Origin of the sequence: Bradyrhizobium sp. ORS 111 (assembly GCF_045571485.1) — a bacterium.
GTDB lineage: Bacteria > Pseudomonadota > Alphaproteobacteria > Rhizobiales > Xanthobacteraceae > Bradyrhizobium.
This window is the reverse complement of record NZ_CP120701.1, coordinates 321,175-346,778: the sequence shown is the minus strand read 5'-3', so window position 1 is coordinate 346,778 and position 25,604 is coordinate 321,175. Positions and strand designations below refer to the sequence as shown.

The 25,604-nt window shown below is 65.6% G+C and carries 22 protein-coding genes; 11 read left to right on the top strand and 11 right to left on the bottom strand.

Annotated features, from left to right (window positions below; genetic code table 11):
* Positions 1-389: 389 nt before the first annotated feature.
* From P6U30_RS01630 to P6U30_RS01615, 4 genes are all read left to right on the top strand, one after another.
* Positions 390-2,534 (top strand): ATP-binding protein, encoded by a 2,145-nt coding sequence (locus P6U30_RS01630; protein ID WP_407167821.1) that lies wholly within the window; start codon positions 390-392, stop codon positions 2,532-2,534.
* 727 nt (positions 2,535-3,261) lie between these two features.
* Positions 3,262-4,089, top strand: coding sequence for an FkbM family methyltransferase (locus tag P6U30_RS01625; protein WP_407167820.1), 828 nt, complete (start codon positions 3,262-3,264; stop codon positions 4,087-4,089).
* A 222-nt stretch (positions 4,090-4,311) separates the two neighbouring features.
* Positions 4,312-4,698, top strand: coding sequence for a VOC family protein (locus P6U30_RS01620; protein ID WP_407167819.1), 387 nt, complete (start codon positions 4,312-4,314; stop codon positions 4,696-4,698).
* A gap of 68 nt (positions 4,699-4,766) precedes the next feature.
* Positions 4,767-5,057: a hypothetical protein gene (locus P6U30_RS01615; protein ID WP_407167818.1), complete on the top strand. Its 291-nt coding sequence runs from the start codon at positions 4,767-4,769 to the stop codon at positions 5,055-5,057.
* Between the two features lie 316 nt (positions 5,058-5,373).
* On the opposite strand, the gene P6U30_RS01610 is transcribed toward P6U30_RS01615, so the two are convergent.
* Positions 5,374-6,018, bottom strand: a complete 645-nt coding sequence (locus P6U30_RS01610; RefSeq protein WP_407167817.1) for a hypothetical protein — start codon at positions 6,016-6,018, stop codon at positions 5,374-5,376.
* A gap of 41 nt (positions 6,019-6,059) precedes the next feature.
* Between P6U30_RS01610 and P6U30_RS01605 the strand changes: the two genes are divergently transcribed.
* Entirely contained in the window at positions 6,060-7,484 is a 1,425-nt protein-coding gene (locus tag P6U30_RS01605) for an OmpA family protein (protein WP_407167816.1), read from the top strand.
* A 258-nt stretch (positions 7,485-7,742) separates the two neighbouring features.
* On the opposite strand, the gene P6U30_RS01600 is transcribed toward P6U30_RS01605, so the two are convergent.
* Positions 7,743-8,108, bottom strand: a complete 366-nt coding sequence (locus P6U30_RS01600) for a nuclear transport factor 2 family protein (protein WP_407167815.1) — start codon at positions 8,106-8,108, stop codon at positions 7,743-7,745.
* Positions 8,109-8,257: 149 nt separating this feature from the next.
* On the opposite strand from P6U30_RS01600, the gene P6U30_RS01595 reads away from it, so the two are divergent.
* Positions 8,258-8,845, top strand: a complete 588-nt coding sequence (locus P6U30_RS01595) for a TetR/AcrR family transcriptional regulator (RefSeq protein WP_407167814.1) — start codon at positions 8,258-8,260, stop codon at positions 8,843-8,845.
* 170 nt (positions 8,846-9,015) lie between these two features.
* Here P6U30_RS01595 and argG read toward each other — a convergent pair whose 3' ends face one another.
* The 6 genes from argG to P6U30_RS01565 form a co-directional block, all read right to left on the bottom strand.
* Positions 9,016-10,353, bottom strand: coding sequence for an argininosuccinate synthase (gene argG / locus P6U30_RS01590; RefSeq protein WP_407167813.1), 1,338 nt, complete (start codon positions 10,351-10,353; stop codon positions 9,016-9,018).
* A 74-nt stretch (positions 10,354-10,427) separates the two neighbouring features.
* On the bottom strand, positions 10,428-11,192 hold the full coding sequence (locus P6U30_RS01585; protein ID WP_407167812.1) for a phosphatase PAP2 family protein: 765 nt from the start codon (positions 11,190-11,192) through the stop codon (positions 10,428-10,430).
* Positions 11,193-11,329: 137 nt separating this feature from the next.
* Positions 11,330-11,812 carry a hypothetical protein gene (locus tag P6U30_RS01580; protein WP_407167811.1) on the bottom strand — a complete coding sequence of 161 codons (483 nt, stop codon included), beginning with the start codon at positions 11,810-11,812 and terminating at the stop codon, positions 11,330-11,332.
* A 144-nt stretch (positions 11,813-11,956) separates the two neighbouring features.
* A complete protein-coding gene (rlmN, locus tag P6U30_RS01575) occupies positions 11,957-13,168 on the bottom strand; it encodes a 23S rRNA (adenine(2503)-C(2))-methyltransferase RlmN (protein WP_407167810.1) in 1,212 nt (403 codons plus the stop codon).
* 251 nt (positions 13,169-13,419) lie between these two features.
* Positions 13,420-14,022, bottom strand: coding sequence for an invasion associated locus B family protein (locus P6U30_RS01570; RefSeq protein ID WP_407167809.1), 603 nt, complete (start codon positions 14,020-14,022; stop codon positions 13,420-13,422).
* A 132-nt stretch (positions 14,023-14,154) separates the two neighbouring features.
* Positions 14,155-14,994, bottom strand: coding sequence for an SDR family oxidoreductase (locus P6U30_RS01565; RefSeq protein WP_407167808.1), 840 nt, complete (start codon positions 14,992-14,994; stop codon positions 14,155-14,157).
* Between the two features lie 231 nt (positions 14,995-15,225).
* Between P6U30_RS01565 and P6U30_RS01560 the strand changes: the two genes are divergently transcribed.
* Positions 15,226-16,206, top strand: coding sequence for an NADPH:quinone oxidoreductase family protein (locus tag P6U30_RS01560; protein ID WP_407149677.1), 981 nt, complete (start codon positions 15,226-15,228; stop codon positions 16,204-16,206).
* Positions 16,207-16,666: 460 nt separating this feature from the next.
* On the opposite strand, the gene P6U30_RS01555 is transcribed toward P6U30_RS01560, so the two are convergent.
* On the bottom strand, positions 16,667-17,044 hold the full coding sequence (locus P6U30_RS01555; protein WP_407167807.1) for a YkvA family protein: 378 nt from the start codon (positions 17,042-17,044) through the stop codon (positions 16,667-16,669).
* Positions 17,045-17,188: 144 nt separating this feature from the next.
* Complete coding sequence (locus P6U30_RS01550) at positions 17,189-17,494, bottom strand: 4a-hydroxytetrahydrobiopterin dehydratase (RefSeq protein WP_407149675.1); 306 nt, start codon at positions 17,492-17,494, stop codon at positions 17,189-17,191.
* A 275-nt stretch (positions 17,495-17,769) separates the two neighbouring features.
* Between P6U30_RS01550 and P6U30_RS01545 the strand changes: the two genes are divergently transcribed.
* From P6U30_RS01545 to P6U30_RS01535, 3 genes are all read left to right on the top strand, one after another.
* A complete protein-coding gene (locus P6U30_RS01545) occupies positions 17,770-19,116 on the top strand; it encodes a TAXI family TRAP transporter solute-binding subunit (RefSeq protein WP_407170656.1) in 1,347 nt (448 codons plus the stop codon).
* A gap of 311 nt (positions 19,117-19,427) precedes the next feature.
* Positions 19,428-20,990 (top strand): alkaline phosphatase D family protein, encoded by a 1,563-nt coding sequence (locus P6U30_RS01540; RefSeq protein WP_407167806.1) that lies wholly within the window; start codon positions 19,428-19,430, stop codon positions 20,988-20,990.
* A 146-nt stretch (positions 20,991-21,136) separates the two neighbouring features.
* On the top strand, positions 21,137-22,135 hold the full coding sequence (locus P6U30_RS01535; protein ID WP_407167805.1) for an N-acetylmuramoyl-L-alanine amidase: 999 nt from the start codon (positions 21,137-21,139) through the stop codon (positions 22,133-22,135).
* An 11-nt stretch (positions 22,136-22,146) separates the two neighbouring features.
* Here the strand turns inward: P6U30_RS01535 and P6U30_RS01530 are convergent, their stop codons facing one another.
* The gene (locus tag P6U30_RS01530) at positions 22,147-23,307 is read right to left on the bottom strand and encodes a hypothetical protein (protein ID WP_407167804.1); all 1,161 of its coding nucleotides are present in this window, start codon (positions 23,305-23,307) and stop codon (positions 22,147-22,149) included.
* A 413-nt stretch (positions 23,308-23,720) separates the two neighbouring features.
* Here P6U30_RS01530 and typA point away from each other — a divergent pair, with 413 nt between their 5' ends.
* The gene (gene typA, locus P6U30_RS01525) at positions 23,721-25,547 is read left to right on the top strand and encodes a translational GTPase TypA (protein WP_407167803.1); all 1,827 of its coding nucleotides are present in this window, start codon (positions 23,721-23,723) and stop codon (positions 25,545-25,547) included.
* Positions 25,548-25,604: the final 57 nt, after the last annotated feature.

Sequence of the window (25,604 nt, the reverse complement as noted above, 5' to 3'; positions counted from 1 at the left end):
CATGGGGCCTGTTTTCCAGCAGGTAGTTACAGGGTCAAGCCTTTGCCCGCGACAGGTTTTAGAACCCCTAAAAACAGCGTCCGAGGGCGTCGTCCCGGGTCGATTTTCCGCTTGCCGGCCGGCCGCAGCTAACGAGGTCGTGAAGGGTGCGCGCGACGCCCCGCTGTGCGCTCGGCGAGGGCAAGCGCCCCCGCCTGCGGCCGCCTTCCGCGACCACCCAAGGCGAGGCGAATGCCAATTGGTTAGCAATTGATCGATCCAGGCCGATGTCCGGCCTCCGTCCGCGGTCGCGGCGATGACCTAACCGGCCGCGGATGCAACCGAAGGTCGGGTTTTACGTTCTCCCGCGCTAAGGTTTGCGTTAAGGTTCGCGCGGAGCCGGAGCGCCCTTGCAGACCGCACAACGCAATTCGCTGAGATTGTTGCAATGGATGATGGCCGCGTCGCTGGCCCTCCCGCTGGCCTTGTTCGTTTTTGCTTCCGCGGTGACCTGGGTCTCGGCCAACGAGGCCGCCGACCGGGAGATCGAGCAGACACTCGACGTCGCCCACGAGCACGCGCTCAAGGTGTTCGAGACCATCGACCGCAGCCTGTCCGAGACCGCCGAGATCATCCGCGGCATGTCCGATGCCGATATCGTCGCGCATGAGCAGAGCCTGCACCAGCGGCTGAGCCAGCTCGCCGATGCGCTGCCCCAGCTGAAATCGGTCTGGGTGTTCGACGCCAGGGGCCATGCCCTGGTCAACAGCCTCGTCACCGCGCCCCCCGACATCGATTTCTCCGACCGGGACTACTTCCGCATGCATGCCGATGGCGACGCCGCCAGCTATATCGGCGAGGTGTTGACGCCGCGGCCGCCCTACCAGGGATCGCGGTTCTTTGGCGTCAGCCGAGGCCGCAACAACGCGGACGGCAGCTTTGCCGGCGTCATCCAAGCCTCGATCCTTCCCGAATATTTCGAGAACTTCTATGCGCGGGTCGGACGCGAACCGGGCAGCTTCCTCGCGCTGATCCGGACCGATGGCACCGTGCTGGCCCACTTTCCCGTCGTCCACCGCGACTTCAGGTTCGAGCCGAACGGGCCGCTCGGCCAGCACATCGTCGCCCATCCGCTCTCCGGCACCATGACGATCAAGTCCCCGGCCGACGGCATCGAGCGGCGCCTCCGCTATCAGCGGCTCGCCGAATACCCGGTCTATGTCAGCGCCGGTCTGGCCACATCGGCGATCCGGGCGCGCTGGATCGCAACCATGGCTCCGCACCTGATCTTCGGCATCCCGGCCACCGCGCTGCTGTTCGCCCTGTTCGGGCTCGCCTTGAGGCGTACGCGGCGGCTATACGAGGAGGCCAACCGGCGAATCGAGGCCGAGGTGGCGCTGCGGCACAGTCAGCGGTTGGAGGCGCTGGGGCAGCTCACCGGTGGTGTCGCGCACGACTTCAACAATCTGCTGACCGTCATCCGTGGATCGGTCGACATGTTGCGGCGGCCGGACCTGCCGGATCCGCGGCGACAGCACTACATCGATGCGATTTCCAACACCGTGAATCGCGCGGCCAGGCTGACCAGCCAGTTGCTTGCCTTCGCGCGGCGACAGGCTCTCGAGCCCGAGACGTTCGACGTCGGCCAGAGCGTGCGGACCCTGAGCGAGATGATCGCGACCCTGATCGGGCCGCGTATCGAAATCACCACGCAGGTGCCGGACGGACCCAATCTCGTCAACGCCGATCCCGGCCAGTTCGAGACCGCGATGATCAACATCGCCGTGAATGCGCGCGACGCCATGAGCGGCGCCGGCCGGCTCACGATCACGGTCCGGCGGGTGGACAAGCTGCCTTCTGCGACAACGGACCCGAGTCCGCATGGCCATGTCGCCATATCGGTCGCCGACACCGGCATTGGAATTCCGCACGACCAACTGGAGCGGATCTTCGAACCCTTCTTCACCACGAAGGAGGTCGGCCAGGGCACCGGCCTCGGCCTGTCGCAGGTATTCGGCTTCGCCAAGCAATCCGGCGGCGAGGTGGATGTCGTCAGCGAGGTCGGCAAGGGTTCGACGTTCACGCTCTATCTGCCGCGCGCAAGCGGCGGCGATCCGCCGCCAACGCGGCTTGTGCACGACACCCAGTCAGTCGGTCAAACCGGCGCCTCGGTGCTGGTGGTCGAGGACAATCCCGAGGTCGGCAAGTTTGCCGCCGACGCGCTGACCCAACTCGGCTGCAGCGCCGTGCTGGTCGACAACGCCATCCACGCGCTGGAGGAGCTCGCGGCCGGCGCGAGCCGCTTCGACATGGTGTTCACCGACGTGGTGATGCCCGGCATGAGCGGAATTGAACTTGCGAAGGAAATCCGCCGGCAGGGACTCGATCTGCCGATCGTGCTCGCCAGCGGCTACAGCCAGGTGCTGGCGCAGCAGGGCAGCTCCGGCTTCGAGCTGCTGCAAAAGCCCTACTCGATCGAGCAGCTTGCGCGGATGCTGCACAAGATCGGGCGAACGCTGACGGTGAGGCGCGATCAGGCGCCGGTGTCGCCGTGAGGGATTGCGCGATTGCGCCACCGACTCGATGTTGCGCCTGCGAGGCCCGTAGCCGATATCGCGCCCCATCGTCTGCCGTCGTCCCTGCGAAAGCAGGGACCCATGCTCCGCGGCGGACGTTGTGAACGGGACGCGCCATTCCGGCATCGTTCAACAAAAACCCATTCGTGGTTATGGGTCCCTGCTTTCGCAGGGACGACACCGAATAAGTTGCATGGCTGGTGAGTCATCCGTTTGCATTCTCGCGACATGATCCGTCCGAGCTTTGCATCTCGTTTCGCCGCCGGAAGCCGAGCGCCGATCGCCCCCATGGGCAACTCAGTGATTGGCCCGTGAGGAACGCACCGGCAGATGGGTTCCCTCCCCCCTTGCGGGGGAGGGCTAGGGAGAGGGGTGGCCACACGACGTGTTCATTCCGCATTCGTCACGATGACAGGCAAAACGGAATTGCAAAAGCAATGCGCCCATCGATCATCTCGCCCGCGGCTTACCCCTCTCCCCAACCCTCCCCCGCAAGGGGGGAGGGAGCCTGACCGCCGTGCTCACCTCACCGTCGCTCCGGGCAACATATAGCGTCGCGCCTCAGAATCCTGGGTGAATTGGCACGACATCGGCATCGATTCCACCTTGCGCGCTGTCGCCCTCGCTCGACCGGCCCGAGCAAAGCGGCCGTTGGAGTCGCGGCCAAAACCGGCTATCCATGCGCCGTTTTCGACGAGAGCCACGCGTGATCCCCAGCAACGATACTTCGCCCGCGCCGTTCGGCGCCTTCGCGCCGAATGCAGCGCAGGCTGCGATCATCCGCCTGGCGCATCGCACCGGGCTGAAACGCGGTGCATTCCGCCCTTGGCTGTCGCGGCTGGTCAATCTGTTCGGTTCAGGGCCGCTCGACGTGCCGTATCAGGGCGCATCGTTCCGCTTTTATCATCAGGCGAGCGCGACCGAGCGCGGCGCGTTGTTCAATCCTGACTACAATCTCGACGAACTCGAATTCCTGCGCCGGCATGTCGGTGCGGGCGGCACCTTCGTCGATCTCGGCGCCAATGTCGGCACCTACGCGCTGGCGCTGGCGCGCGACGTCGGCCCCACGGGCAAGGTGATTGCGATCGAGCCGCATCCGGTGACGCATGCGCGGCTCAAATTCAACACCGAGGCTTCCAGCTATTCGCAGGTGCGGCTGGTCGCGGCTGCCGCTGGCCCTGCCGACGGCGAGTTGATGATCGAGACCGACGGCGACAATCTCGGCGCCAGCCACATCGTGACCGGCACGCCATCGGGCAAGGCATTCAAGGTGCCGTCGCTGCGGCTGCAGCGCATTCTCGAGGAAGCCGGTGCGACCGAGGTCGACGCGCTCAAGATCGATGTCGAAGGTTTCGAGGACCGCGTGCTGATCGGTTTCTTCCAGGACGCACCGGAGGCGCTGTGGCCGCGCGCCGTTGTGATCGAGCATCTGTCAAAGGACGAATGGAGCAGCGATTGCATTGCCGACATGCGCGCCCGCGGTTACGCCGAGCAGGGCCGCACGCGGAGCAACACGCTGCTGGTGCGAGGGTGAGTGTAGCCCGTTCGAGAGGACTCCCCTCCGGGCAACAGATTCCTCTTCTCCTTCCCCCTGCAAGGGGGAAGGTCGGGATGGGGGTCAGCCGCGGGGAAGATGTCTGCGGAGAGAGAAGATCCCCACCCGCTTTGCTCTGGCGAGCAAAGCGACCTCCCCTTTGCAAGGGGAGGTGAAGCAAGAGCGAGGATGCAATTGCATCACAACAAAGGGAGGCGCGCGATGATCGACCATATCGGCTTTTCAGTATCCGACTACGAACGCGCGAAGGCGTTCTATCAGGCCGCGCTGGCGCCGCTTGGCTACAGCCTGATCATGGAAGTGACGGCGGAGCAGACCGGGCACGATGCCGCCGCCGGCTTCGGTGCCGACGGCAAGCCGGATTTCTGGATCGGCGGCGAAGGCGCGATGAACAAGCCGGTGCATATCGCGATCTCAGCCAAGGACCGCGCCACGGTCGATGCCTTCTACAAGGCCGCGATATCGGCCGGCGGCACAGACAACGGCCCGCCCGGCCTCCGCGCGCATTACCACCCCAACTATTACGGCGCCTTCGTGCGCGATCCCGACGGCCACAACATCGAGGCGGTCTGTCACCTGCCGGAGTGAGTTGCTGCGCAAAGCAGGAACGTCGCCGCACGCGGCCCGTTGTCGCTTCAACAGGTAGGGAGCGATCAATGACTGCGAGCCGACCGGGCCCCCTCGATCCCCGCGAGCTCTCGACATCGACGCCGATCGAGCCGCCCGAGGTGCCACCGACGACGCCGGGCACACCAAGCGAACCGCCGCCGGGGATCCCTCCGGGCACCCCTCGCCCGGAAGTGCCGGACCCCGTGCATGAGCCCGGCGAGCCGTCGCGGCCGAACGAACTTCCCGGTAATTTGCCGGAGGAAGTGCCGGTTCCGACGCCGCCCACGCCGCCCGGTCCGATCACGCCGCCGCCTGCGGCCGAACGAACTTCCCGGTAATTTGCCGGAGGAAGTGCCGGTTCCGACGCCGCCCACGCCGCCCGGTCCGATCACGCCGCCGCCTGCGGCCGGTCGATCCGCGGCATCGCGCAGCGTCTGCCCGACCAGGTTCCGCTGCGGATATTCGTATGTCTGAGCGTTTCTTCTGAATGCGCCATGAACAAGCGGGCATGCAACCCGTTATGATGTCGAAATAAAATTCGGCTTTGATTCGTGACCCGCCACAATCCGGCCTAACGGCTGACTGTTCATCGTCCCGCCGAATTGTTCGGTTCTGACATCTCCTTCCTGCCCAGACATTTCGCCGGGGATTCCACTACATGACAAAGCTTCGTCTCGTGCTGCTCGCCACGACTGCGCTCACGCTCACGCAGTTGGCCGCCACAGCATCGCACGCACAAACCTCGCCGCTTGTGGTCGCGCAGGCGCAGCCGAAGGAAGAACTCGGACCGGACGGAAAGCCGAAGGCACGCCCCACGCCGGGCGCGCCGGCGCATCCCGCCCCGCCCGCCGGGGCACCGCGCCCGGCGCAGCCCCCGGCCGCCGCTCCGCATCCCGCGCCGCCGCCGCCCGCCCGCGGCTCCGGCACGGCCGACACCACCGGCTCCGCCGCCTGCGGCCGCACCGGCCCATCCGACGCCTCCGGCCGCGCGGCCGGCGCCGCCGCCTGCACCGGCGCATCCGACTCCGCCGGCAGCCGCCCCGGCACGGCCGGCTCCGACCCCACCGCCAGCGGCTGCGCCCGCACATCCCACGCCACCGGCGCCGCCCGCTGCTGCACCCGCGCGGCCGTCGCCGACACCTCCACCGACAGCAGCACCGGCGCACCCGACTCCGCCCGCGCCCCCTGCGGCCGCGCCCAGCCGTCCCGCCCCGACGCCTCCGCCGGCAGCGGCCCCCGCGCGCCCGGCAACGCCGCCCGCCGCTGGCCCGACGCATGCACCGCCGAGCCCGGCGCCAAGCCCAGCTCCGAGCGCCACTCCTGGCGCGCGCCCCAATGCCTTGCCGACCTCACCGCCCGCCGCGCAGACGCCGCCGCCTCCGGCGCCGGGTGCCCGCCCGCAAGCCGCTCCTCCTGCCGCCGGCGGCGCAAGGCCGGCCCCGGGCACACCACCCGCGGCCGCCACACCTGCGCCGACGCCGTCGACCACGACACCTCCAGCCGCCGGCGGACAGCCGCCGGCGCGACCGGGCACGCTGCCGACCCAGCCTCCGGCCGCGGGCGGCGCAACGCCGCCGGCGCGTCCCGGCGCATTGCCGACGGCGCCGGCGAGCCCGCAGGCAGGCGCTCCGGCCCGGCCGCCGCTCCCGGCGGGTGCTGCGGCGCCGACCGTCGTCCCAGGCTCTCCGGCCGCTGCACCTCCGCCCGGCCGGGCGCAATACGCCCCGCCGACGGTCGCGCCGGCTTTCCGGGCCGCGCCCGCGGTTGCAGCTCCGTTGCCGCCGCCGCCGGCACCGCCGCGGCGTGACCTGACGCCGCTTGCGATCGGCGCGGGCGTGGTGGCCGGCGCCGTGATCGGCGCGACCATCGCCGACCTGCACAACCAGCGACAGGAGGTCGTCGAAGGCGGCCGCACGATCTACACCGAGCCCGACCGCATCATCATCCGCGATCCGAGCGGGCAGGAGTACGTGCGCGGCAACGATCTGTATCGCTTCCGCTACGGTGCCCGCGACATCCGCACCGAGACCGTCGGCGGCGAAACCCGCACCGTCGTGATCCGTCCCGACGGCAGCGAGATCATCACCGTGGTCGGCCCCGACGGTCAGTTGCTGCGGCGAATCCGCAGGGATCGCGGTGGGCGTGAGCTCATCATCATCGACAACAGCTACCGTGACCCGCAGGCGGTCGGCGGCTTCTATGTCGACGCGCCGCCGCCGGTGGTCAGCATTCCCTACGACCGCTACATCGTCAGCGCGGAGGATGCCTCGCCCGACGTGATCTACGACACCATGGAAGCGCCGCCGGTGGATCGCATCCAGCGGCGTTATTCGCTCGACGAGATCCGCTACAGCCCGAACGTGCGCATGTTGATGCCGTCGATCGACATCAACACCATCAACTTCGAGACCGGATCCTGGGCGATCCCGCCCGACCAGGCTGCGAAGCTCCAGGTGATTGCCGACGGCCTCAACCGGGCGATCCAGCGCAATCCGCGCGAGGTGTTCCTGATCGAGGGGCACACCGACGCGGTCGGCAACGACGTCGACAATCTGTCGCTGTCGGATCGCCGTGCGCAGGCCGCGGCCGAACTGCTGACCCAGCAGTTCGGCGTGCCGGCGGAGAACCTGACGTCGCAGGGTTACGGCAAGCAGTATCTGAAGGAGCAGACCGACGGACCGAGCCGCATCAACCGGCGCGTCACCGTCCGCCGCATCACCCCACTGCTCAACGGCGACCAGTCGGCCGCGGCGCCGCCGCGCTGAGCCGACTTGGAGCACGAAGCAAGATGGCCGGGAGCGATCCCGGCCATTTTTGTTGGTGCGGTGGTTGCGGATCGATCGTCGAGCCGCGCGGCTCGCCTCTCCCGCTTGCGGGGGAGGCCGACGCGCGAAGCGCGGCGGGTGGGGGTTGTCTCAGCACAAATAAGCAGCGCCCCAGCGGCGACACCCCCACCCCAGCCCTCCCCCGCAAGCGGGAGAGGGAGCGCATCTGCGATGCGGCGACAACTCGAGCACTACCCCTCACCGCGCCATCTGCTGCGGATCGTAGAAGAAGCGCTCCTCGATCAATTCGTCGCCGCGCCAGGTTTGCCAGGCGACCTCTTCCATGCTGCGGACCTTGCCGTCCTTGCCTGTGAACTCGAACCGCCAGCAGATCGCGGAGCGATCGCCGTCGAGCAACAACGGACCGAGCCGCGTGGTCTTGACGCTCGCGACTTGCGCCAGCACCGCGGCCTCGCGCGCCGCCAGCGCCTCGCGGCCGACGCGCCATTCGCCGTCGTTCTCCTGGGTGCGGGCATCGGCGGCGTAGAAATTCGTGATCGCGCCGACATGGTCATTCGATTCCACGGTATCGGCGAAGGCTTGCAGCGTCTTGAGCGAGGGCATGAGGAATCTCCCTGTTTGTCGGGCATGGTCTTCGCCCAAGCACGTCTCACTTGTCGCGAGGTCCATGTTACCGACTAATGGTCGGTATTTACCGACTGATAGTCTGCAAGTCAATTGGCTTGGCGATGGAACTGGGATAGACAAGGAGCATGGCAACGCAGGCCGAACGGCGCGAGAAAACCAGGGCTTCGATCGTCAAGGCGGCGCGGCGCATCTTCGGCGAGCGCGGCTTTGCGGCGACCACGATGGACGACATCGCTGCCGGCGCACGTGTCGCCAAAGGCGCGGTCTATCACCACTTCGCGACCAAGGAAGCGGTGTTCGAGGCGGTGTTCGAGCAGGTCTCGCTCGATCTCGTCGCCGATCTCGACCGTCTCTCGCGCGCCGAGAACGATCCGCTCGCCGCGATGGCGGCCGGCACGCAAGGCTATTTCGCCGCGTGCTCGAAGGGCCCGACCGGCCAGATCATCCTGCGCGACGGCCCCGCGGTGCTCGGTTGGGAGCGCTGGCGCGAGATCGACGCGAAACACTTCGGCGGCAAGTTTCCGCGCGCGCTGACTGCTGCGATGGAAGCCGGCGTGATCGCCAAGCAGCCGATCGAGCCGCTGGCGCGCCTGCTGCTCGGCGCGGTGACGGAAGCCGCGGTCGCGGTCTCCGCGGGGCCCGACATCGGCAAGACCGGCACGGATTACGCCCGCGCGTTCCGTTCGCTGCTCGATGCGCTCAGGGTGAAGTAGGCAACATCTCTCCGCGCGTCGTCCCTGCGAAAGCAGGGACCCATAACCACGGCCGTCAATTGTTGCGTAACACTGGGGCCACAGCTCGCTTTGACAACGCGATCCTGTGGTTATGGGTCCCGGGTCGCGCTTCGCTTGCCCGGGACGACGGAAACATTTGTGCCCGCGGCTCAGCCCTTGTCGCTCTCGAGCTGGAAGATCTGCGAGCCCTCGCCGCTGGAGAGCAGGCCGGCCTTGCCGTAGAGCCCGAGCTTGGCGCGGGTGTCGGCGATGTCGAGGTTGCGCATCGTGAGCTGGCCGATGCGGTCGGCCGGCGTGAACGGCGCGTCCTCGACCTTCTCCATGCTGAGCCGCTCCGGCGCATAGGTCAGGTTCGGGCTCTCGGTGTTCAGGATGGAATAGTCGTTGCCGCGGCGCAGCTCGAGCGTCACCTCGCCGGTGACGGCACGCGCCACCCAGCGCTGCGCGGTTTCGCGCAGCATCAGGGCCTGCGAATCGAACCAGCGTCCCTGATAGAGGAGGCGGCCGAGCCGCATGCCGCTGATGCGATATTGCTCGATCGTATCCTCGTTGTGGATGCCGGTGACCAGCCGCTCATAGGCGATGTGCAGCAGCGCCATGCCGGGCGCCTCGTAGATGCCGCGGCTCTTGGCCTCGATGATGCGGTTCTCGATCTGGTCGCTCATGCCGAGACCGTGGCGGCCGCCGATCGCATTGGCCTCGAGGAACAGCGCGACCGGATCGGCGAACGTCTTGCCGTTCAGCGCGACCGGCTGGCCCTCCACGAAACGCACCACGACGGTCTCGGGCTTCACCTCGCAATCGGCGCGCCAGAACGGCACGCCCATGATCGGATTGACGATGGTGATGCCGCTGTCGAGCTGCTCGAGATCCTTTGCCTCGTGCGTGGCGCCGAGCAGATTGCTGTCGGTCGAATAGGCCTTCTCGGCGCTCATCTTGTAGGCGAAGCCGTGCGCAGTCATGAACGCCGACATCTCGGCGCGGCCGCCGAGCTCGTCGATGAACTGCTGGTCGAGCCATGGCTTGTAGATGCGCAGGCTCGGATTGGTCAGCAGGCCGTAACGATAGAAGCGCTCGATGTCGTTGCCCTTGAAGGTCGAGCCATCGCCCCAGATGTTGACGCCGTCCTCCTGCATCGCGGCGACCAGCATGGTGCCGGTGACGGCGCGGCCGAGCGGGGTGGTGTTGAAATAGGTGATGCCGCCGGTCGAGATGTGGAAGGCGCCGGACTGGATCGCGGCGATGCCCTCATGGACCAATTGCATGCGGCAATCCACCAGGCGCGCCTTCTCGGCGCCGAAGTCCATCGCCTTGCGCGGGATCGCGTCGTAGTCGGCCTCGTCGGGCTGGCCGAGATTGGCGGTATAGGCGAACACGCGGGCGCCCTTCTGCTTCATCCAGAGCAATGCCGCGCTGGTGTCGAGCCCGCCCGAGAACGCGATGCCGACTTTCTCTCCCTTGGGCAGGTTTTTCAGAATCGTACTCATGGAACGGTCCAATCGGTCGAAATCAGGGATGTTTGAGCTGGCGAATATCAAATTTCGGAAGGCGGAGCACGCCTTTAATCGCGGCTGTCGCGGCCGCGCCAGCGCTGCATCAGCCGGTAGCCGGGCATGGCGAGCCGCGTCAGCGCCGCATCGACCTGCTCGTCGGTCAGCCGCGTCGCTGCCCAGCGGTAGATCAGGGCATAGAACAGCCAGACCACGAAAAAGGACACCAGGCCGGCGATCGCGACGTCGGTGAAGAAATGGCCGCCAAAGGCCATTCGCAAGCCGCTGGTGACCACGCCGAACACGGTGGCCCCGGCATAGGCGAGCGGCCGCCAGGCGGGCGGCGCCAGCGCCGCCGGTGCAAAGGTCCAGAACGCGGTCGCGCCCTCGCCCGAGAAGAACGAGCAGTTGCGCGGGCAGGCGCCGCGCGGATCCCACCACGCGACGAACGGAAGCTCGCCGCCGAACTGGGAGACCGCCACGGGGCGCGGCCGGCCCCAATAGCTCTTGAAGGTGAGGTTGGTGAGCACGCCGGCCGAGAGCAGCATCGTGGTGAGCAGGAACACCGCCGCGCGCGGCGACATCAGCATCGGCCGGTGCGGCCCGATGAATTTCATCACGATCGCCACGATCGCCGGCAGCACCATGGCCCAGGCGATCCACATCGCCGCGTCCCGCGCGAACGCCGCGAGCGCGTCGGCCTTCAGCGGGAAGGCTTTGTGGGCGCCGTCGTAGAACAGCGCGGCCAGCTTCAGGTCAAGCTCGGGATAGATCCCGAACAACAGGCCGATGACGAGCGCGAGCCCGAGCGCGATGACAAGTCCGGTCCGGTTCATGGCGCGCGGTTTAGCCGAGGCGGGTGGGCATGGGAAGTACGAGCTTGTCGTCATCCTGAGGCGCGAGCGGAGCGAGCCTCGAAGGATGCGATCTTGCTGCGGCCCATCCTTCGAGACGCCGCGCTGCGCACGGCTCCTCAGGATGACGGCGGTGATTGCGACGGCAGCGGCGGCGGGAGCGGGCGCGGTGGCTCGCGCCAGGCGCCGGCGGTGCGGCCGGCGATCAGCCAGTAGACCAGGCCCGCGACGATGCCGGCGCCGGTCATGATCTCCATGTGCCGGTGCACGATGCCGTGGAATTGCAAGGTGTCGGGATCGAACGGGACCAGGCCGAGATAGCAGGCCGCGCCGACCAGCGCGCCACCGACCGCATAGGCCAGCACGCTCCTGATCGAGAACGCCTCAGTGATCAGCACGATGATCAGCGCCGGCAGCAGCGCGAAGCCGGAAATGAAGATGAAGCCGAAGCCGAGCACGATGTTGATCGCGTTCTGGTCGATCTCCGCGCCGAAATCGCTGATCTCGGGATACAGCACCGCGCCGACCACGATGATCCCGGCAACAAGGCAGGCCACGAGGAAGGCGAAGGCGACGACGAACAGGCGGCCGATCAGGGCCATGCTAGCTCCCCGTCATTGCGAGGAGCTCGCGACAAAATTGCAAAGCAATTTTGCGCTGAAGCGACGAAGCAATCCATGCCTCAGCAAGCGTGCAAGTGGATTGCTTCGCAATGACGACGCGGAGAGCGTTGTGCTCCACAACATTCAATCCGTCATCGCCATCGCACGAAGCGCCTGGCGCTCGCGCGCGGAGAGCTTTTCGGTTTCCGACTTGAGCTGGCCGCAGGCGGCGAGGATGTCGCGGCCGCGCGGCGTGCGCACCGGCGAGGAATAGCCGGCGTTGAAGATGTATTCGGAGAATTTCTCGATCTGCTCCCAGTCCGAGCATTCGTAGGCGGTGCCCGGCCACGGATTGAACGGGATGAGATTGATCTTGGCCGGAATGCCCTTGAGCAGCTTCACCAATAGCCTGGCGTCAGCGAGCGAATCGTTGACGCCCTTGAGCATCACATATTCGAAGGTGATGCGCCGCGCGTTCGAGGCGCCGGGATAGTCGCGACAGGCCTGCAGCAGCTCGGCAATCGGATATTTGCGGTTGAGTGGCACCAGCTCGTTGCGCAATTCGTCGCGCACCGCGTGCAGCGAGATCGCGAGCATCACGCCGATCTCCTCGCCGGTGCGCTTGATGTTCGGCACCACGCCCGAGGTCGACAGTGTGATGCGGCGGCGGGAAATGCCGATGCCCTCATTGTCGGCGACGATCAGCAGCGCATCGCGGACCGCATCGAAATTGTACAGCGGCTCGCCCATCCCCATCATCACGATGTTGGTGACGAGGCGCGAGCCGTTCTCGCGATCAGCCCAGTCGTTCAGGCGGTCGCGCGCCACCATCACCTGGCCGACGATCTCGCCGGCGGTGAGATTGCGCACCAGCCGCTGCGTGCCGGTGTGGCAGAACGCGCAGTTCAGCGTGCAGCCGACCTGGGAGGAGACGCACAGCGTGCCGCGATCGGTCTCGGGGATATAGACGCACTCGACCTCATGCGGCTTCTCGAGCTTGTCGCCGCTTGGCAGCCTGAGCAGCCATTTGCGGGTGCCGTCATTGGAGATCTGCTCGGCAACCACTTCGGGACGGTCGACCGTAAAATGCCTCTCGAGCTCGGCGCGCATCTCCTTCGAGACGTTGGTCATCTCGGCGAAGCTCTTGGCGCCGCGGAAATACATCCAGTGCCAGAGCTGCTGCGTGCGCATCTTGCGCTGCGACGGCGGAACCCCGACCTCGCCGAGGCGATCGGCGATCTCGGCACGCGACAGCCCGATCAGCGACGGCTTGGCCGGCGGCACATAGGTTTCGAGCGGAACCTTTTCGACCAGCGTATTGGCCGTGGCATGTTGAACGATCGAGTCTGCGGTCATCGCCTGTCTGATCTTGCGGGAGTCTTTGATTCCTCATCCTGCGGAGCGGCGCCTGCGCCGCGTCTCGAAGGATGAGGCCACTAGATACTAGTTTTGGCGCGTTTTCTTCACGCGAACCGGTGTCCACTTCGCTCGAAAACGCTCTCGCCGGGCCGCATGGTTCGAGACGGCGCCGACGCGCCTCCTCACCATGAGGGGAACCACTCCTCAAATAGGCCTTCTGCGGCCCATAAACAACGCCGATTCGGGCCTTAGCGCCGGCAGTCCTGGGCCAGCCGGTCAAGCGCCTGCGACAGGCCCTTCAGCGAAAACGTATCGGTCGTCTCGGTGCCTTTGGCCGAGACCGCCTTCACCGTCGCCTCGCCGGCTTTGCGCATGGCTTCCACCATCCGCTCCTCCTCGGCCGCGTTCTTGATCCAGAGGCCGTCACCCTGCGTGTACATCGCGTAGGTGCCGCCGCCGACCTGGATCGTCGATTCGGAGCCCGGCTTCAGTGTGTAACCGATCATGACAGAAACTTCGTTGACGACCTTTTCCGCCGGACGGGTCGAGACGAAGGCATAGGCCGGATCGCGCGGCCTGTTCGGCGGGTTGGTCTTCGACGAGGCCGGCTTGGCGAGCGCGAAGCAGACCTTCTTGCCGTTCGGCGACGCCGTATAAGCGCCCCAGGTACCATACTGGCCGATCAGCGTCGGCTCCGCACCGCCGGCCGCAGCCGCGGCAGGCGACGCCGGCTTGGCCGCTTCCTTCTTCGATGCAGTTTGCTTCGGTGTAGCGTGCACCGGCGCAAGCGAAATGATCCCGCACACCAGGCTACCCGCAACCAACGATGTCAGTATTTGCCGCACGGCCAACTGGTTCCCCCATCATTGTGACTGGAAGATGGCCCGGCGATTCCCCTCCGCCGGCTCGGATGGATAACCGGGAAACATCTTTTTGGGAAGGCGGTTACGTCCGGAGTGAGCGTCCAGCACACAAGCCGCGCATTACCCCTTGCCGCGCGCGGCGCGCTGCTTCGCCCACTGCTCGTCGGTCCATTGCAGCAGGTCCTCCGCGCCGGAACTGCGCAAGTGAGCGCCGCCATCCTGCACCACCATCTCGCCGTTGATGTAGCTGGCCTGATCGGAGATCAGGAAGGTCGCGAGGTTGGCAAGTTCGGAATGCTCGCCGGAACGGCCGAGCGGATTGCGCTGCGACCACGTCTCGCCGCGGCCTTCGGGTCGCAACTGTCCGGTCGCACCGGGTGTGGGGAACGCACCGGGCGCAATCGCCACCGTGCGGACGCCCTTCGGTCCCCATTCGACCGCAAGGCTCTTGGTCATCGCCAGCACCGCGGTCTTGGCCATCGACGACGGCACGGTGAACGCGCGGCCGGTGATGGTCGAGGTCGAGAGGATCGAGAGCACCACGCCCTTGTGCTTGCCCTCGATCCAGCGACGGCCGGCGGCGAGCGTGCAATACAGCGTGCCGTGCAGCGTCGGACCGAGGATCGCGTCCGCCGCACGGAATGACAGATGTTCGGTTTGCGCGATGAAGGTTGCGGCAGCATTGTTGACGAGAACGTCGATCGGTGCCTCGTGCCAGACCTGATCCATCATCGTTTCAACTGCCGCGCCATCGCGAATATCGCATCGTGCGGTGGAGACTATCGCGCCCAATTCGCTGCGGAATTTTTCTGCGGTTTCTTCCAGCAATTCCTGCCGCCGCCCGCAAATGACCAGTTCGGCGCCAAGCTCGGCAAAGCGCCGCCCCATCGCAGCGCCAAGGCCGGAGCCGCCGCCGGTGATCAGGATACGCTTGTTCGCCAGCAGGCCTTTTTCAAACATAGTTTCACTCCCTTTTTGCTGCCGTCATTGCGAGGAGCTCGCGACAAAATTGCAAAGCAATTTTGCGCTGAAGCGACGAAGCAATCCACCTTTCCCGCGCGGCGGGATTATGGATTGCTTCGCTTCGCTCGCAATGACGAACGTGGCCATTGTCGCTCCGCCGTAAATCCGGCATGAAGCTTTCAGCCCAGAACGCTGAGCCCTTTGTGCGTCCGAAAATCAGGTGTGTCCATGAAAGCCATCCTCTGCTCGCAATACTGTCAACCCGACGATCTCGTGCTGGCTGACGTGCCGGATCCCGTGGCAGGTCCCGGCGAGGCCGTGATCGCGATCAAGGCGGCGGCGCTGAACTTCTTCGACATCTTGATGATCCAGGGCAAGTACCAGATCAAGCCGCCGTTCCCGTTCTCACCGGCGGCGGAAGTCGCAGGCGTGATCGAGAGCGTCGGCCAAGGCGTCACCGACTTGAAGGTGGGCGATCGCGTCGTCGCGTCCTGCGGTCACAACGGCGCGCGCGACAAGATCGCGCTGCCTGCGAATGCGATCGTGAAGATCCCCGACAATCTCGACTACGACCGCGCCGCCGGCATCATCATCATCTACGGCACCGCGCTGCACGCGCTGGAAGATCGCGCGAGCCCGAAGCCGGGCGAGACACTCGCGGTGTTGGGAGCCGCCGGCGGCACCGGACTTGCCGCGTGCGAGCTCGGCAAGCTGATGGGCCTGAAGGTGATCGCCTGCGCCTCATCCGACGAGAAGCTCGAATTCGCCAAGCAGCACGGCGCCGAGCTGACGCTGAACTATGCCAAGGAAGACCTCAAGGAAGGTCTGCGCAAGCTGACCGGCGGCAAGGGCGCCGACATCGTGTTCGATCCGGTCGGCGGCGCCTATGCCGAGGCCGCGCTGCGCTCGACCGCATGGGAAGGCCGCTTCCTGGTGATCGGCTTTGCTGCCGGCGAGATCCCGAAGATCCCGCTCAACCTCGCGCTGCTGAAGGGCTGCGACATCAGAGGCGTGTTCTGGGGCGCCTGGGCGCGGCAGAATCCGGAGAAGAATCGCAAGAACCTCGAGAAGCTCGTGCAGTGGACCGCGGAAGGCAAGATCTCGTCACATGTCGACCGCACCTTCCCGCTGTCGCAGACCGCCGAAGCCCTGAAGGTGCTGGCCGGCCGCAAGGCGATGGGCAAGGTGATCCTGCATCCCGGAAGCTGATGACGAACAACAGCGCCCGACGTCAGGCTCCGCGAAATCCAGGCTTGCGGGCGACTCCAACCTCCCCTTGAAAAGGGGAGGTCGCTTTGCTCGCCAGAGCAAAGCGGATGGGGATCTGCTCTCTCCGCACACAGCATCGCCTGCGGCGGACCCCCATCCCGACCTTCCCCCTTTCAGGGGGAAGGAGAGGACCGGATTTGTAGATGGGGTAACGGGCCCCGATCCCCCTTCTACGCGCGCTGAGTACGAACAACCGCGCCCGAGGTCCGGCTCTGCGAAATCCAGGCTTGCACGAGACTCCAACCTCCCCTTGAAAAGGGGAGGTCGCTTTGTTCGCTAGAGCAAAGCGGGTGGGGATCTGGCTCTCTCCGCATAGAGCATCGCCTGCGGCTGACCCCCATCCCGACCTTCCCCCTTTCAGGGGAAGGAGAAGAGGCAGCCGGAGCTCGCTACGCGCCGCTCACTGCTCGCTCAGCGTGGCGCGCTTCAGCGCGGCACGCGCGGCGTCGCGATGGTCCGGCGTGATGTGGCTCGCCACCATGCGGATCGCGGTTGCGAGCACCGCGGCATCGTCGGTGAAGCCGAGGACCGGCATCATGTCGGGAATGAAGTCGAACGGCAGGACGAAATAGGCGATGGCGCCGAGCAGCGCCGCCTGCACATGGCGCGGCGTCTGGCGATCGAAGGCGCAGTAATAGGCGGCGAGCAAATCCTCGGCGAACGGCAGCCCCGCCACCACCTTCTTGAATTTGATCCAGAAGCGGCGGCGCACGCTTTCGCGATCCTGGGCCAGCCGGTCGGCGGGCTCGAATCCCACGCTGTGTTCGGTCGATGCCATCGCAAGGTTCCCCGACGCCGCGCAGCGGTCGGGCGGCGTTGCAGCGAATCTGGTGATGTCAGACCGCCGCCGCAAGGCGCGCCAGCACTCACCGCGACGTCGACGCGCGAACGGCAGTCTCGAGGAGCGTGCGATGTCGCTGGGTCAATTGACCCCGAGCTGCCGTGCGATCGCGTTCATGGCCTTGGCGAGCTCGATGTCACGCTTGGTCACGCCGCCGACCTCATGCGTCGCCAGCACGACCTCGACGGTCTTGTAGACGTTCTTCCATTCCGGGTGATGGTCATTCTTCTCCGCGACCAGGGCGGTGCGACACATGAAGCCAAACGCTTCGTTGAAGTCCTTGAACACGAAGGTCTTTGTGATGGCCGCACGGCCGGGCATCTCCGCCCAGCCGGCCAACTCCCAGAGCGCGGCTTTCCTGGCTTCCGCCGACAGCAATTCCACCATGACAGCCCTCCTGTTTGGGCCCCAACCTTAGCCTAACGGCCGGCCCGTGGGATGGGATCCATGCCGAAATTAAGGCCGAAATCGCGGCCTATCGCCGCTAACCATGACGGAGTTGTAACATCGGCCGGCTCCGGAATTTGCTACAGATAGAAGATGTATGCGCGCCGGCCCTATCGAGTTTGAGCCCCAAGCTTTTGTTTGCGAGATCGATGACCGACGGCCCTGGCCCCGCCGAGACCTTGCCCAAGCCGCCCCGGTCTGCGCGGCAACGGCTGATCTTCGTACTGATCGCGGGGGTGCTCGCGATCATCGGCACGTTGGCCGCGGGCTACTATTTCGCGGTGCGGCCGGTGACGCTGCGCATCGCGGTCGGCCCGCCCAACAGCGACGACGTCAAGCTGGTGCAGACGCTGGCCCAGGCCTTCAACAACCAGCCCAATAGCCAGGTCAAGCTGCGGCCGGTGCAGACCGATGGCGCTACCGCGAGCGCGCAGGTACTCGCCGACGGCAAGTCCGATCTCGCCATCATCCGCGGCGATCTCGAAGTGCCGAAGAACGCGCAGGCGGTTGCGACCTTGCGCAAGAATGTCGTGGTGATGTGGGTTCCGCCGGCAGCGAAAGGCAAGCGGCGGAAGGGCCCGAAGATCACCAAGATCGCGCAACTTGCGGGCCACAAGATCGGCGTTGTCGGCCGCACCCAGGCCAACGTCAATCTGCTGAAGATGATCCTGGTGCAATATGGCGTCGATCCGATGAAGGTCGACATCGTCCAGTTCCCGGTCAATGAGGCGGTCGAGGCGATCCGCAACCAGAAGGCTGACGCCTATCTCGCCGCAGGGCCCGCCAACAGCAAGATCACCATCGACGCGATCGCGGCTTCAAGCCATGACGGCAACGAGCCGACCTTCCTCGCGATCGACGCCTCCGAGGCGATTGCGCAGAACCACCCGGCCTATGAGGCCTCGGAAATCCCGGCCGGCTCGCTCGGCTCCGCCGACCGGCCCGAGGACGAGGTCAAGACCATCAGCTTCTCGCATCACATCGTTGCCCGCAAAGGCCTTTCGGAATCGACGGTGGCAGCGTTCACGCGGCAATTGTTCCAGATCCGGCAGTCGCTGAAGAGCGATTTCCCGCTCGCCGCCAAGATCGAGACCCCCGACACCGACAAGGACGCGGTCATCCCCGCGCATCCGGGCGCCGCCGCCTTCGTCGACGGCGAGGAAAAGACCTTCCTCGATCGCTACAGCGATTACATCTGGTGGGGCCTGATGGCGCTCTCGGCCATGGGCTCGGCCGGCGCGTGGTTCGCCGGCTATCTCAAGCAGGATGAACGCAACACCAACACCTCGCAGCGGGATCGCCTGCTGGAGATGCTGAAGGCCGCGCGGCGCAGCGATTCGACCGATGAACTCGACCAGATGCAGGCCGAGGCCGACGACATCCTGCGCGACACGCTGGCGTGCTTCGAGCACGGCACGATCGAACAGGGCACACTCACCGCATTCAACATCGCGCTGGAGCAGTTCCACAACGCGGTCGCCGACCGCAAGGCGCTGTTGATCAGCATGCCGCAGAACCTGCAGCGTGCGGCGACCCAGTTCAGGGCGGCGGGCTCGGCGTAGCAGCGCGAGTGCGACCTCTTCTCCATCCGTAGCTTCTCTTCGCCTCTCCCGCGTGCGGGGGAGGCCGACGCGCGCAGCGCGGCGGGTGGGGGCTGTCTCCGCGGCACGATTCGCGGAGACAGCCCCCCCCCACCCTCCCCCGCAAGCGGGAGAGGGAGCCTGACGAGCGTGGTCGCCTCACGGGACCGATACATTCGGGAGCCCGCTCATCCAGCGCTCAGCCTTCCCCCTGTAATCTCTCCGTCATGGAATTTTTCTAGGTCTTTGCCAGCTTGCGGCGCAGTGTTGCGTCCTGTCCCTGGAGACCCCCAATGACGATCCGGTTTTCGCACAAGATCACCCGCCGACGCTTCCTGTCGACCGCGGCAGCAACGGGAGCCGGCGTCATCGCGATGCCTCACCTCTCCCGCGCCGCCGACCGACCGGCGATCACCCATGGTGTGCAATCCGGCGACGTCGGCGTCGATGGCGGCGTGGTCTGGGCCCGCGCCGACCGCCCGTCGCAAATGATGGTCGAGGTCGCCACCACGGAATCATTCAAGGATGCCCGCGCGCTGCCGCCGATCGCGGCGCTGCCGGAAAGCGACTTCACCGCCAAGATGCTGCTGGAGAACCTACCCTCCGGCCAGGACATCTTCTATCGCGTCCGCTTCCGCGATCTCTCCCACATCGACATCGCCGGCGAGCCGGTAGTCGGCCGCTTCCGCACCGCGCCGAGCGATCGCCGCGACGTGTCCTTCGTGTGGGGCGGCGATGTCGCCGGCCAGGGCTGGGGCATCAATCCCGACGACGGCGGCATGTTCACCTTTTCCGCCATGAAGAAGCACAATCCGGATTTCTTCCTGCACTCCGGCGACACCATCTATGCCGACGGCATCATCTCGGCCGAGCAGAAGCAGCCCGACGGCAAGATCTGGAAGAACATCACGATCCCGGAAAAAGCCAAGGTCGCCGAGACGCTCAACGAATTCCGTGCCGCCCACAAATACAATTTCCTCGACGACAATCTGCGCGCCTTCAATGCCGAAGTGCCGATCTTCGTGCAGTGGGACGATCACGAGGTGACCAACAACTGGTCGCTGTCGAAGCAATTGCCCGCGACCTACAAGGAGCGCGACATCACGCTGCTCGCCGCGCGCGCGGCCCGCGCCTTCCACGAAATGTATCCGATGCGCGAGAGCATCGTCGATCCTGGCCGCGTCTACCGCACGCTGAGCTACGGTCCGCTGCTCGACGTCTTCATGCTCGACGAGCGCAGCTATCGCGGCCCCAACGGCCCGAACCTGCAGGAGACCTACGGTCCCGACGCCTATTTCCTCGGGCCCGACCAGCTCGCTTGGCTGAAGCGCGCACTGCTCAACTCGCGCGCCACCTGGAAGGTGATCGCCTCCGACATGCCGCTGTCGCTCATCGTCTATGACGATGCGGCCAACAAGAAGGGCTCGGAAGCCTTCGCCCAGGGCGACGGCCCGGCGCGTGGCCGCGAGCTCGAGATCGCCGACCTCCTGCGCTTCATCAAGACCGCGGGAATCGTCAACACGGTGTGGCTGACCGCCGACGTGCACTACGCTGCCGCGCACTACTACAACCCGAACAAGGCCCAGTTCCAGGAGTTCGATCCGTTCTGGGAATTCGTCTCCGGTCCGCTGCATGCCGGCACGTTCGGCCCGAACGAGCTCGACAACACGTTTGGCCCGGAAGTGAAGTTCGTGAAGGCGCCGGGCGAAGCGAACCAGAATCTGCCGCCCTCCGCCGGGATGCAGTTCTTCGGTCACGTCAAGATCGACGGCAAGAGCGGACAGATGACGGTGAGCTTGCGCGATCGCGCTGACGCCGAATTGTGGTCGATCACGCTCGATCCGAAGCAGGCGTAGTCCGCTCGCACCCGCTGCGGAACCGCCGCTGTGCCGGACGCCCTTGGCCCAAGGCCGGGGCTCCGCAATTGACCGGGATGGACGTCACCGACCTCTTCCGGTATCGATAGCAGAGCCATTGTGCTGGGGGCCCGAAGGGGCGGAGCATGAGGCGCTGCGAATCCGATCATTTGCTCGGCGGTATCGTCGCGAGGTCTCGACCTTGCCGCCTCATTGCCATCATCATAGCAGCGCTCGTGCTGCTGCCGATCGAAGCCAGCGATGCCGGCTGGCGGCCAAAGATCTTCAAGGGCTCGTCAAGGCATGCCGGACCGCCAAAGCGCGTGAAGGCGGCAAGGCCGGCGAAGGTGGCAAGGCGCAGCGTCGCAGCAAGGCCCCACGGCACGCGGCTTGCCGCCCTCGGGCCGGTCGTCCTGCCTCATTCCGCGCTGAAGCCGGCCTCGCCAACATGCAACCCCGCGACATTCCGGGTGGTTGTCGATGTGGGGCATACGGCGGAATCGGAAGGCGCGATCAGCGCGCGCAACGTTGCCGAATACACCTTCAACCTGCGCCTCGCGAAGCTGATCACGGAGAAGCTGAAGGACGACGGCTTTGCCGAAACCAGACTGCTTCTGACCGAGGGTAAGGCCAGACCCAGCCTCTTCAAGCGCGTGGCGGCCGCCAATGATCTGAGTGCGGATCTCTTCCTGTCGATCCACCATGACTCCGTGCCCAACAAGATGCTCGAGGACTGGGACTTCGAGGGCAGGAAAAGCCATTACAGCGATCGGTTCAGCGGGTACTCCGTCTTCGTCTCGCACGACAATCCGGACTTCGCGGCGAGCCTCGCATTCGCCGAGCTGATCGGCAAGGAATTGAAGGCCCAGGGGCTTCATTATGCCGACCAATACACTCAGCCGATCATGGGCCGCTACCAGCATCCGCTGCTGAACAAGGAAACCGGCATCTACAGCTATGATGAGCTGATCGTGCTGCGAAAGACCCGGATGCCCGCGGTGCTGCTCGAGGCGGGCTCGATCATCAACCGGGACGAGGAGCTCGAGATGGACTCGCCGGAACGGCAGAACATGATCGCGGGCGCCGTCGCGACGGCCGTCAAGGAATTCTGCGAGCCGCGATGGGACATCCTTGGTCCGCCGTGACCGCGCCGCTGTCATCCCCGCTTGCCGGTCTTGATCTCCTCGAATTTGGCAAGCGCTTGTTCGAACTTGCCGTTGAAGAGCCACATCGCATCGAGGATTTCGCGAAAGGTCGCAGACGTTCTCGCCCGGTCGGCCTGGCCGAACGCGAAGATGCTGTTGTTCCGCAGATATCGCATGATCCTGGGATCGGAAATTCTGTAGCCGACGAGGTTGCCGGAGCTGAGTGCGGCTCTGGTCGGCGTGGGAATGATCTGGATCAACTCAAACAGCTTCATCTGATCGATGGGATTCGGCAAGGCGTTCAGGATCGCCGGGACCTCCGGGAAAATATCGGCGTGTGCGTTCATCAGGGCGTCTCGCACGGCGGTCCAGTGATTGAACCGATGATCCAGATTGCCCGCCCGGGCTTCTTCCCTGTCGTCGCGATGGCTCAGTGCAGGATCGAGGGCTGCGATTGATCCCTCGATCGCCGCCCACTTCCTTCGACCGTTTCGATCCTCGGACGGACCGGTCTGCAGGCTCCCCTTGTAGGTGTTCGACCGCGCATTTCCTGCGTTCTGCTTGCCGCCCGTCTCGGCATAGAAAAGGCCGAGGCTGATGCGGCCCGCAGCGGCGGCATTCGTGGCATTCAGGCCCTTGGCTCGCGCGATCACGGTCGCCAGATCGACGACATCCTTGAATGGCGTCTCCGATCTTTGCGCGCTGGCGGGTGGAGCCTCCATGATATCGAACAGCTTCCTGTACTCGTCGAACAGCGGCTCGTTGTCGGCGTCAAAATAGGCCGGAGGGATTCCGAATTTGTTCGGCCGTCCGATCCTGGACGGAAGCGCGTCGGTGAGATCCTTGTAGGCGCTCATCATTTCGACGCGGGCAAGGTAGAGGGCCTGGCCCGGCAGGTTGGGCAGCGGCTGGTTGGAATCTATCTGTGTGCGACGCTGGCGCAGGATCGACTCGAAATCCTTCACGGCCTTGTCGTAGGTCTCGCGCGCGGCCGATTGCTTGCTCGTCAGTCCGCCCGGCTGGCCCATGGCCGGAGACACGAAACCATCGATCGCGGCCGAGGCCAGCGACCCGGCCGCACCGAAGATCGCATGCGTTGCGAGCCGCGGCGTGAGGAGCAGCGCGACAGAAAGCGCAGCCGCGAGTGCAGCGGCGGATGTCCTGATCGCCATAACGGCTTCCCGATGGCTGAGCTTCGCCGGATCCGGCGCCTCGGATCGTAGACGACGAACACGCCGGCTGCGAGGCAGAAGCCCCGCAATCCGACCGTGTTCCGTTTCCCAGCGCGGCCAGATCGCACCAAAAATCGCCGGAAAGCCTGCAAAATCCACGGCGCCGGCCCTAAATTCGGTCGCCCAAAGTGCCAACAAATCGTTGTTTTTTGACGTTTTCTGACTATATTGCGTCGCAACGCGCAAGGTGCCCGGTCCATTGGCCGGGCTTCCTTTTTGGGGCGATGCGTCCCCGTCAAATTTCTTAGGTATGAGCGTGATCCGGGCCCGGACGGGCCATGTCTGCGAGCGGCCGGCCCGAGTTGTCCGGCGAGACCGCGCTCACGATCCTTTGCACGACCAGAAGAAGAGCCATGAACCTTCGTAACGTCGCCATCATCGCCCACGTCGACCACGGCAAGACCACCCTCGTCGACCGCCTGCTGCAGCAATCCGGCACCTTCCGCGAAAACCAGAAGGTGACCGAGCGCGCAATGGATTCCAACGACCTGGAGCGCGAGCGCGGCATCACCATCCTGGCGAAAGCCGCCTCGGTGCAGTGGAAGGATATCCGCATCAACATCGTCGACACTCCCGGCCACGCCGATTTCGGCGGCGAGGTCGAGCGCATCCTGAACATGGTGGACGGCGCGCTAGTGCTGGTCGACGCCGCCGAGGGTCCGCTGCCGCAGACCAAATTCGTGGTGTCGAAGGCGCTGAAGATCGGCCTGAAGCCGATCGTCGTGATCAACAAGGTCGACCGCCCCGACGCGCGCCCGACCGAAGTCATCAACGAGGTGTTCGACCTGTTCGCGGCGCTCGACGCCAGCGAGGAGCAACTCGACTTCCCGATCCTCTACGGGTCGGCCAAGCAGGGCTGGATGGCCGACAGCCCGGAGGGACCGAAGGACCTCGGCATGCAGCCGCTGTTCGACCTGATCGTGCGCCATGTCGAGCCGCCGAAGGTCGAGCAAGGTCCGTTCCGCATGATCGGCACCATCCTCGAGGCCAACCCCTATCTCGGCCGCATCATCACCGGCCGCATCTCCTCCGGCTCGATCAAGCCGAACCAGCAGGTGAAGGTGCTGGCCGCCGATGGCAAGCTGATCGAACAGGGCCGCCTGACCAAGATCCTCGCGTTCCGCGGCCTCGAGCGCACGCCGCTCGATGAAGCCGAGGCGGGCGACATCGTCGCGATCGCGGGCCTCACCAAGGGCACCGTCGCCGACACCTTCTGCGATCCCTCAGTCGAGACGCCGCTGCCGGCGCAGCCGATCGATCCGCCGACCGTGTCGATGTCGTTCATCGTCAACAACTCGCCGCTCGCCGGCACCGAAGGCGACAAGGTGACGAGCCGCATGATCCGCGACCGCCTGCTGCGCGAGGCCGAGGGCAATGTCGCGCTGCGCGTCGTCGAGGCCGCCGACAAGGATTCCATGGAGGTCTCCGGCCGCGGCGAATTGCAGCTCGCGATCCTGATCGAGACCATGCGCCGCGAAGGCTTCGAGCTCTCGGTGTCGCGTCCGCGCGTCGTGTTGCAGAAGGACGAGACCACCGGCGGCTGGCAGGAGCCGATCGAGGAGGTCGTGATCGACGTCGACGAGGAGCATTCCGGCGTCGTGGTGCAGAAGATGAGCGAGCGCAAGGCCGAGATGATCGAGATGCGCCCCTCCGGCGGCAACCGCCTGCGGCTGGTGTTCTACGCGCCGACCCGCGGCCTCATCGGCTACCAGGGCGAACTGCTGACCGACACCCGCGGCACCGCGATCATGAACCGCATCTTCCACGGCTATGCCCCCTACAAGGGTGAGATCCAGGGCCGCCGCAACGGCGTCTTGATCTCCAACGATCAGGGCGAGGCGGTGGCTTACGCGATGTTCAAGCTGGAAGACCGCGGCCCGATGATGATCGAGCCGGGCTGGAAGGTCTACAAGGGCATGATCGTCGGCGAGCACACCCGCGACAACGATCTCGAGGTCAACGTGCTGAAGGGCAAGCAGCTCACCAACATCCGCACCACCTCGAAGGATGAAGCGGTGCGCCTGACCCCGCCGATCAAGATGACGCTGGAGAAGGCGCTCGCCTATATCGAGGACGACGAGCTCGTCGAAGTGACGCCGAAGTCGATCCGGCTGCGCAAGAAGCATCTCGATCCGAACGAGCGCAAGCGCGCCGAAAAGGCCAAGGAAGCGGTGGCGTGAGCCAATCTGTCATGCCCCGGCTCGACCGGGGCATCCAGTACGCCGCGGCCCGTCAGC

What these genes read in the sequence shown, in the direction of transcription:
- P6U30_RS01620 (WP_407167819.1), top strand. Translation starts at nt 4,312, where the DNA reads ATGATCGACCATATCGGCTTTTCAGTATCCGACTACGAACGCGCGAAG.
- P6U30_RS01615 (WP_407167818.1), top strand. Translation starts at nt 4,767, where the DNA reads ATGACTGCGAGCCGACCGGGCCCCCTCGATCCCCGCGAGCTCTCGACA.
- P6U30_RS01600 (WP_407167815.1), bottom strand. Translation starts at nt 8,108, where the DNA reads ATGCCCTCGCTCAAGACGCTGCAAGCCTTCGCCGATACCGTGGAATCG.
- P6U30_RS01595 (WP_407167814.1), top strand. Translation starts at nt 8,258, where the DNA reads ATGGCAACGCAGGCCGAACGGCGCGAGAAAACCAGGGCTTCGATCGTC.
- argG (WP_407167813.1), bottom strand. Translation starts at nt 10,353, where the DNA reads ATGAGTACGATTCTGAAAAACCTGCCCAAGGGAGAGAAAGTCGGCATC.
- P6U30_RS01585 (WP_407167812.1), bottom strand. Translation starts at nt 11,192, where the DNA reads ATGAACCGGACCGGACTTGTCATCGCGCTCGGGCTCGCGCTCGTCATC.
- P6U30_RS01580 (WP_407167811.1), bottom strand. Translation starts at nt 11,812, where the DNA reads ATGGCCCTGATCGGCCGCCTGTTCGTCGTCGCCTTCGCCTTCCTCGTG.
- rlmN (WP_407167810.1), bottom strand. Translation starts at nt 13,168, where the DNA reads ATGACCGCAGACTCGATCGTTCAACATGCCACGGCCAATACGCTGGTC.
- P6U30_RS01565 (WP_407167808.1), bottom strand. Translation starts at nt 14,994, where the DNA reads ATGTTTGAAAAAGGCCTGCTGGCGAACAAGCGTATCCTGATCACCGGC.
- P6U30_RS01560 (WP_407149677.1), top strand. Translation starts at nt 15,226, where the DNA reads ATGAAAGCCATCCTCTGCTCGCAATACTGTCAACCCGACGATCTCGTG.
- P6U30_RS01555 (WP_407167807.1), bottom strand. Translation starts at nt 17,044, where the DNA reads ATGGCATCGACCGAACACAGCGTGGGATTCGAGCCCGCCGACCGGCTG.
- P6U30_RS01550 (WP_407149675.1), bottom strand. Translation starts at nt 17,494, where the DNA reads ATGGTGGAATTGCTGTCGGCGGAAGCCAGGAAAGCCGCGCTCTGGGAG.
- P6U30_RS01540 (WP_407167806.1), top strand. Translation starts at nt 19,428, where the DNA reads ATGACGATCCGGTTTTCGCACAAGATCACCCGCCGACGCTTCCTGTCG.
- P6U30_RS01535 (WP_407167805.1), top strand. Translation starts at nt 21,137, where the DNA reads ATGAGGCGCTGCGAATCCGATCATTTGCTCGGCGGTATCGTCGCGAGG.
- P6U30_RS01530 (WP_407167804.1), bottom strand. Translation starts at nt 23,307, where the DNA reads ATGGCGATCAGGACATCCGCCGCTGCACTCGCGGCTGCGCTTTCTGTC.
- typA (WP_407167803.1), top strand. Translation starts at nt 23,721, where the DNA reads ATGAACCTTCGTAACGTCGCCATCATCGCCCACGTCGACCACGGCAAG.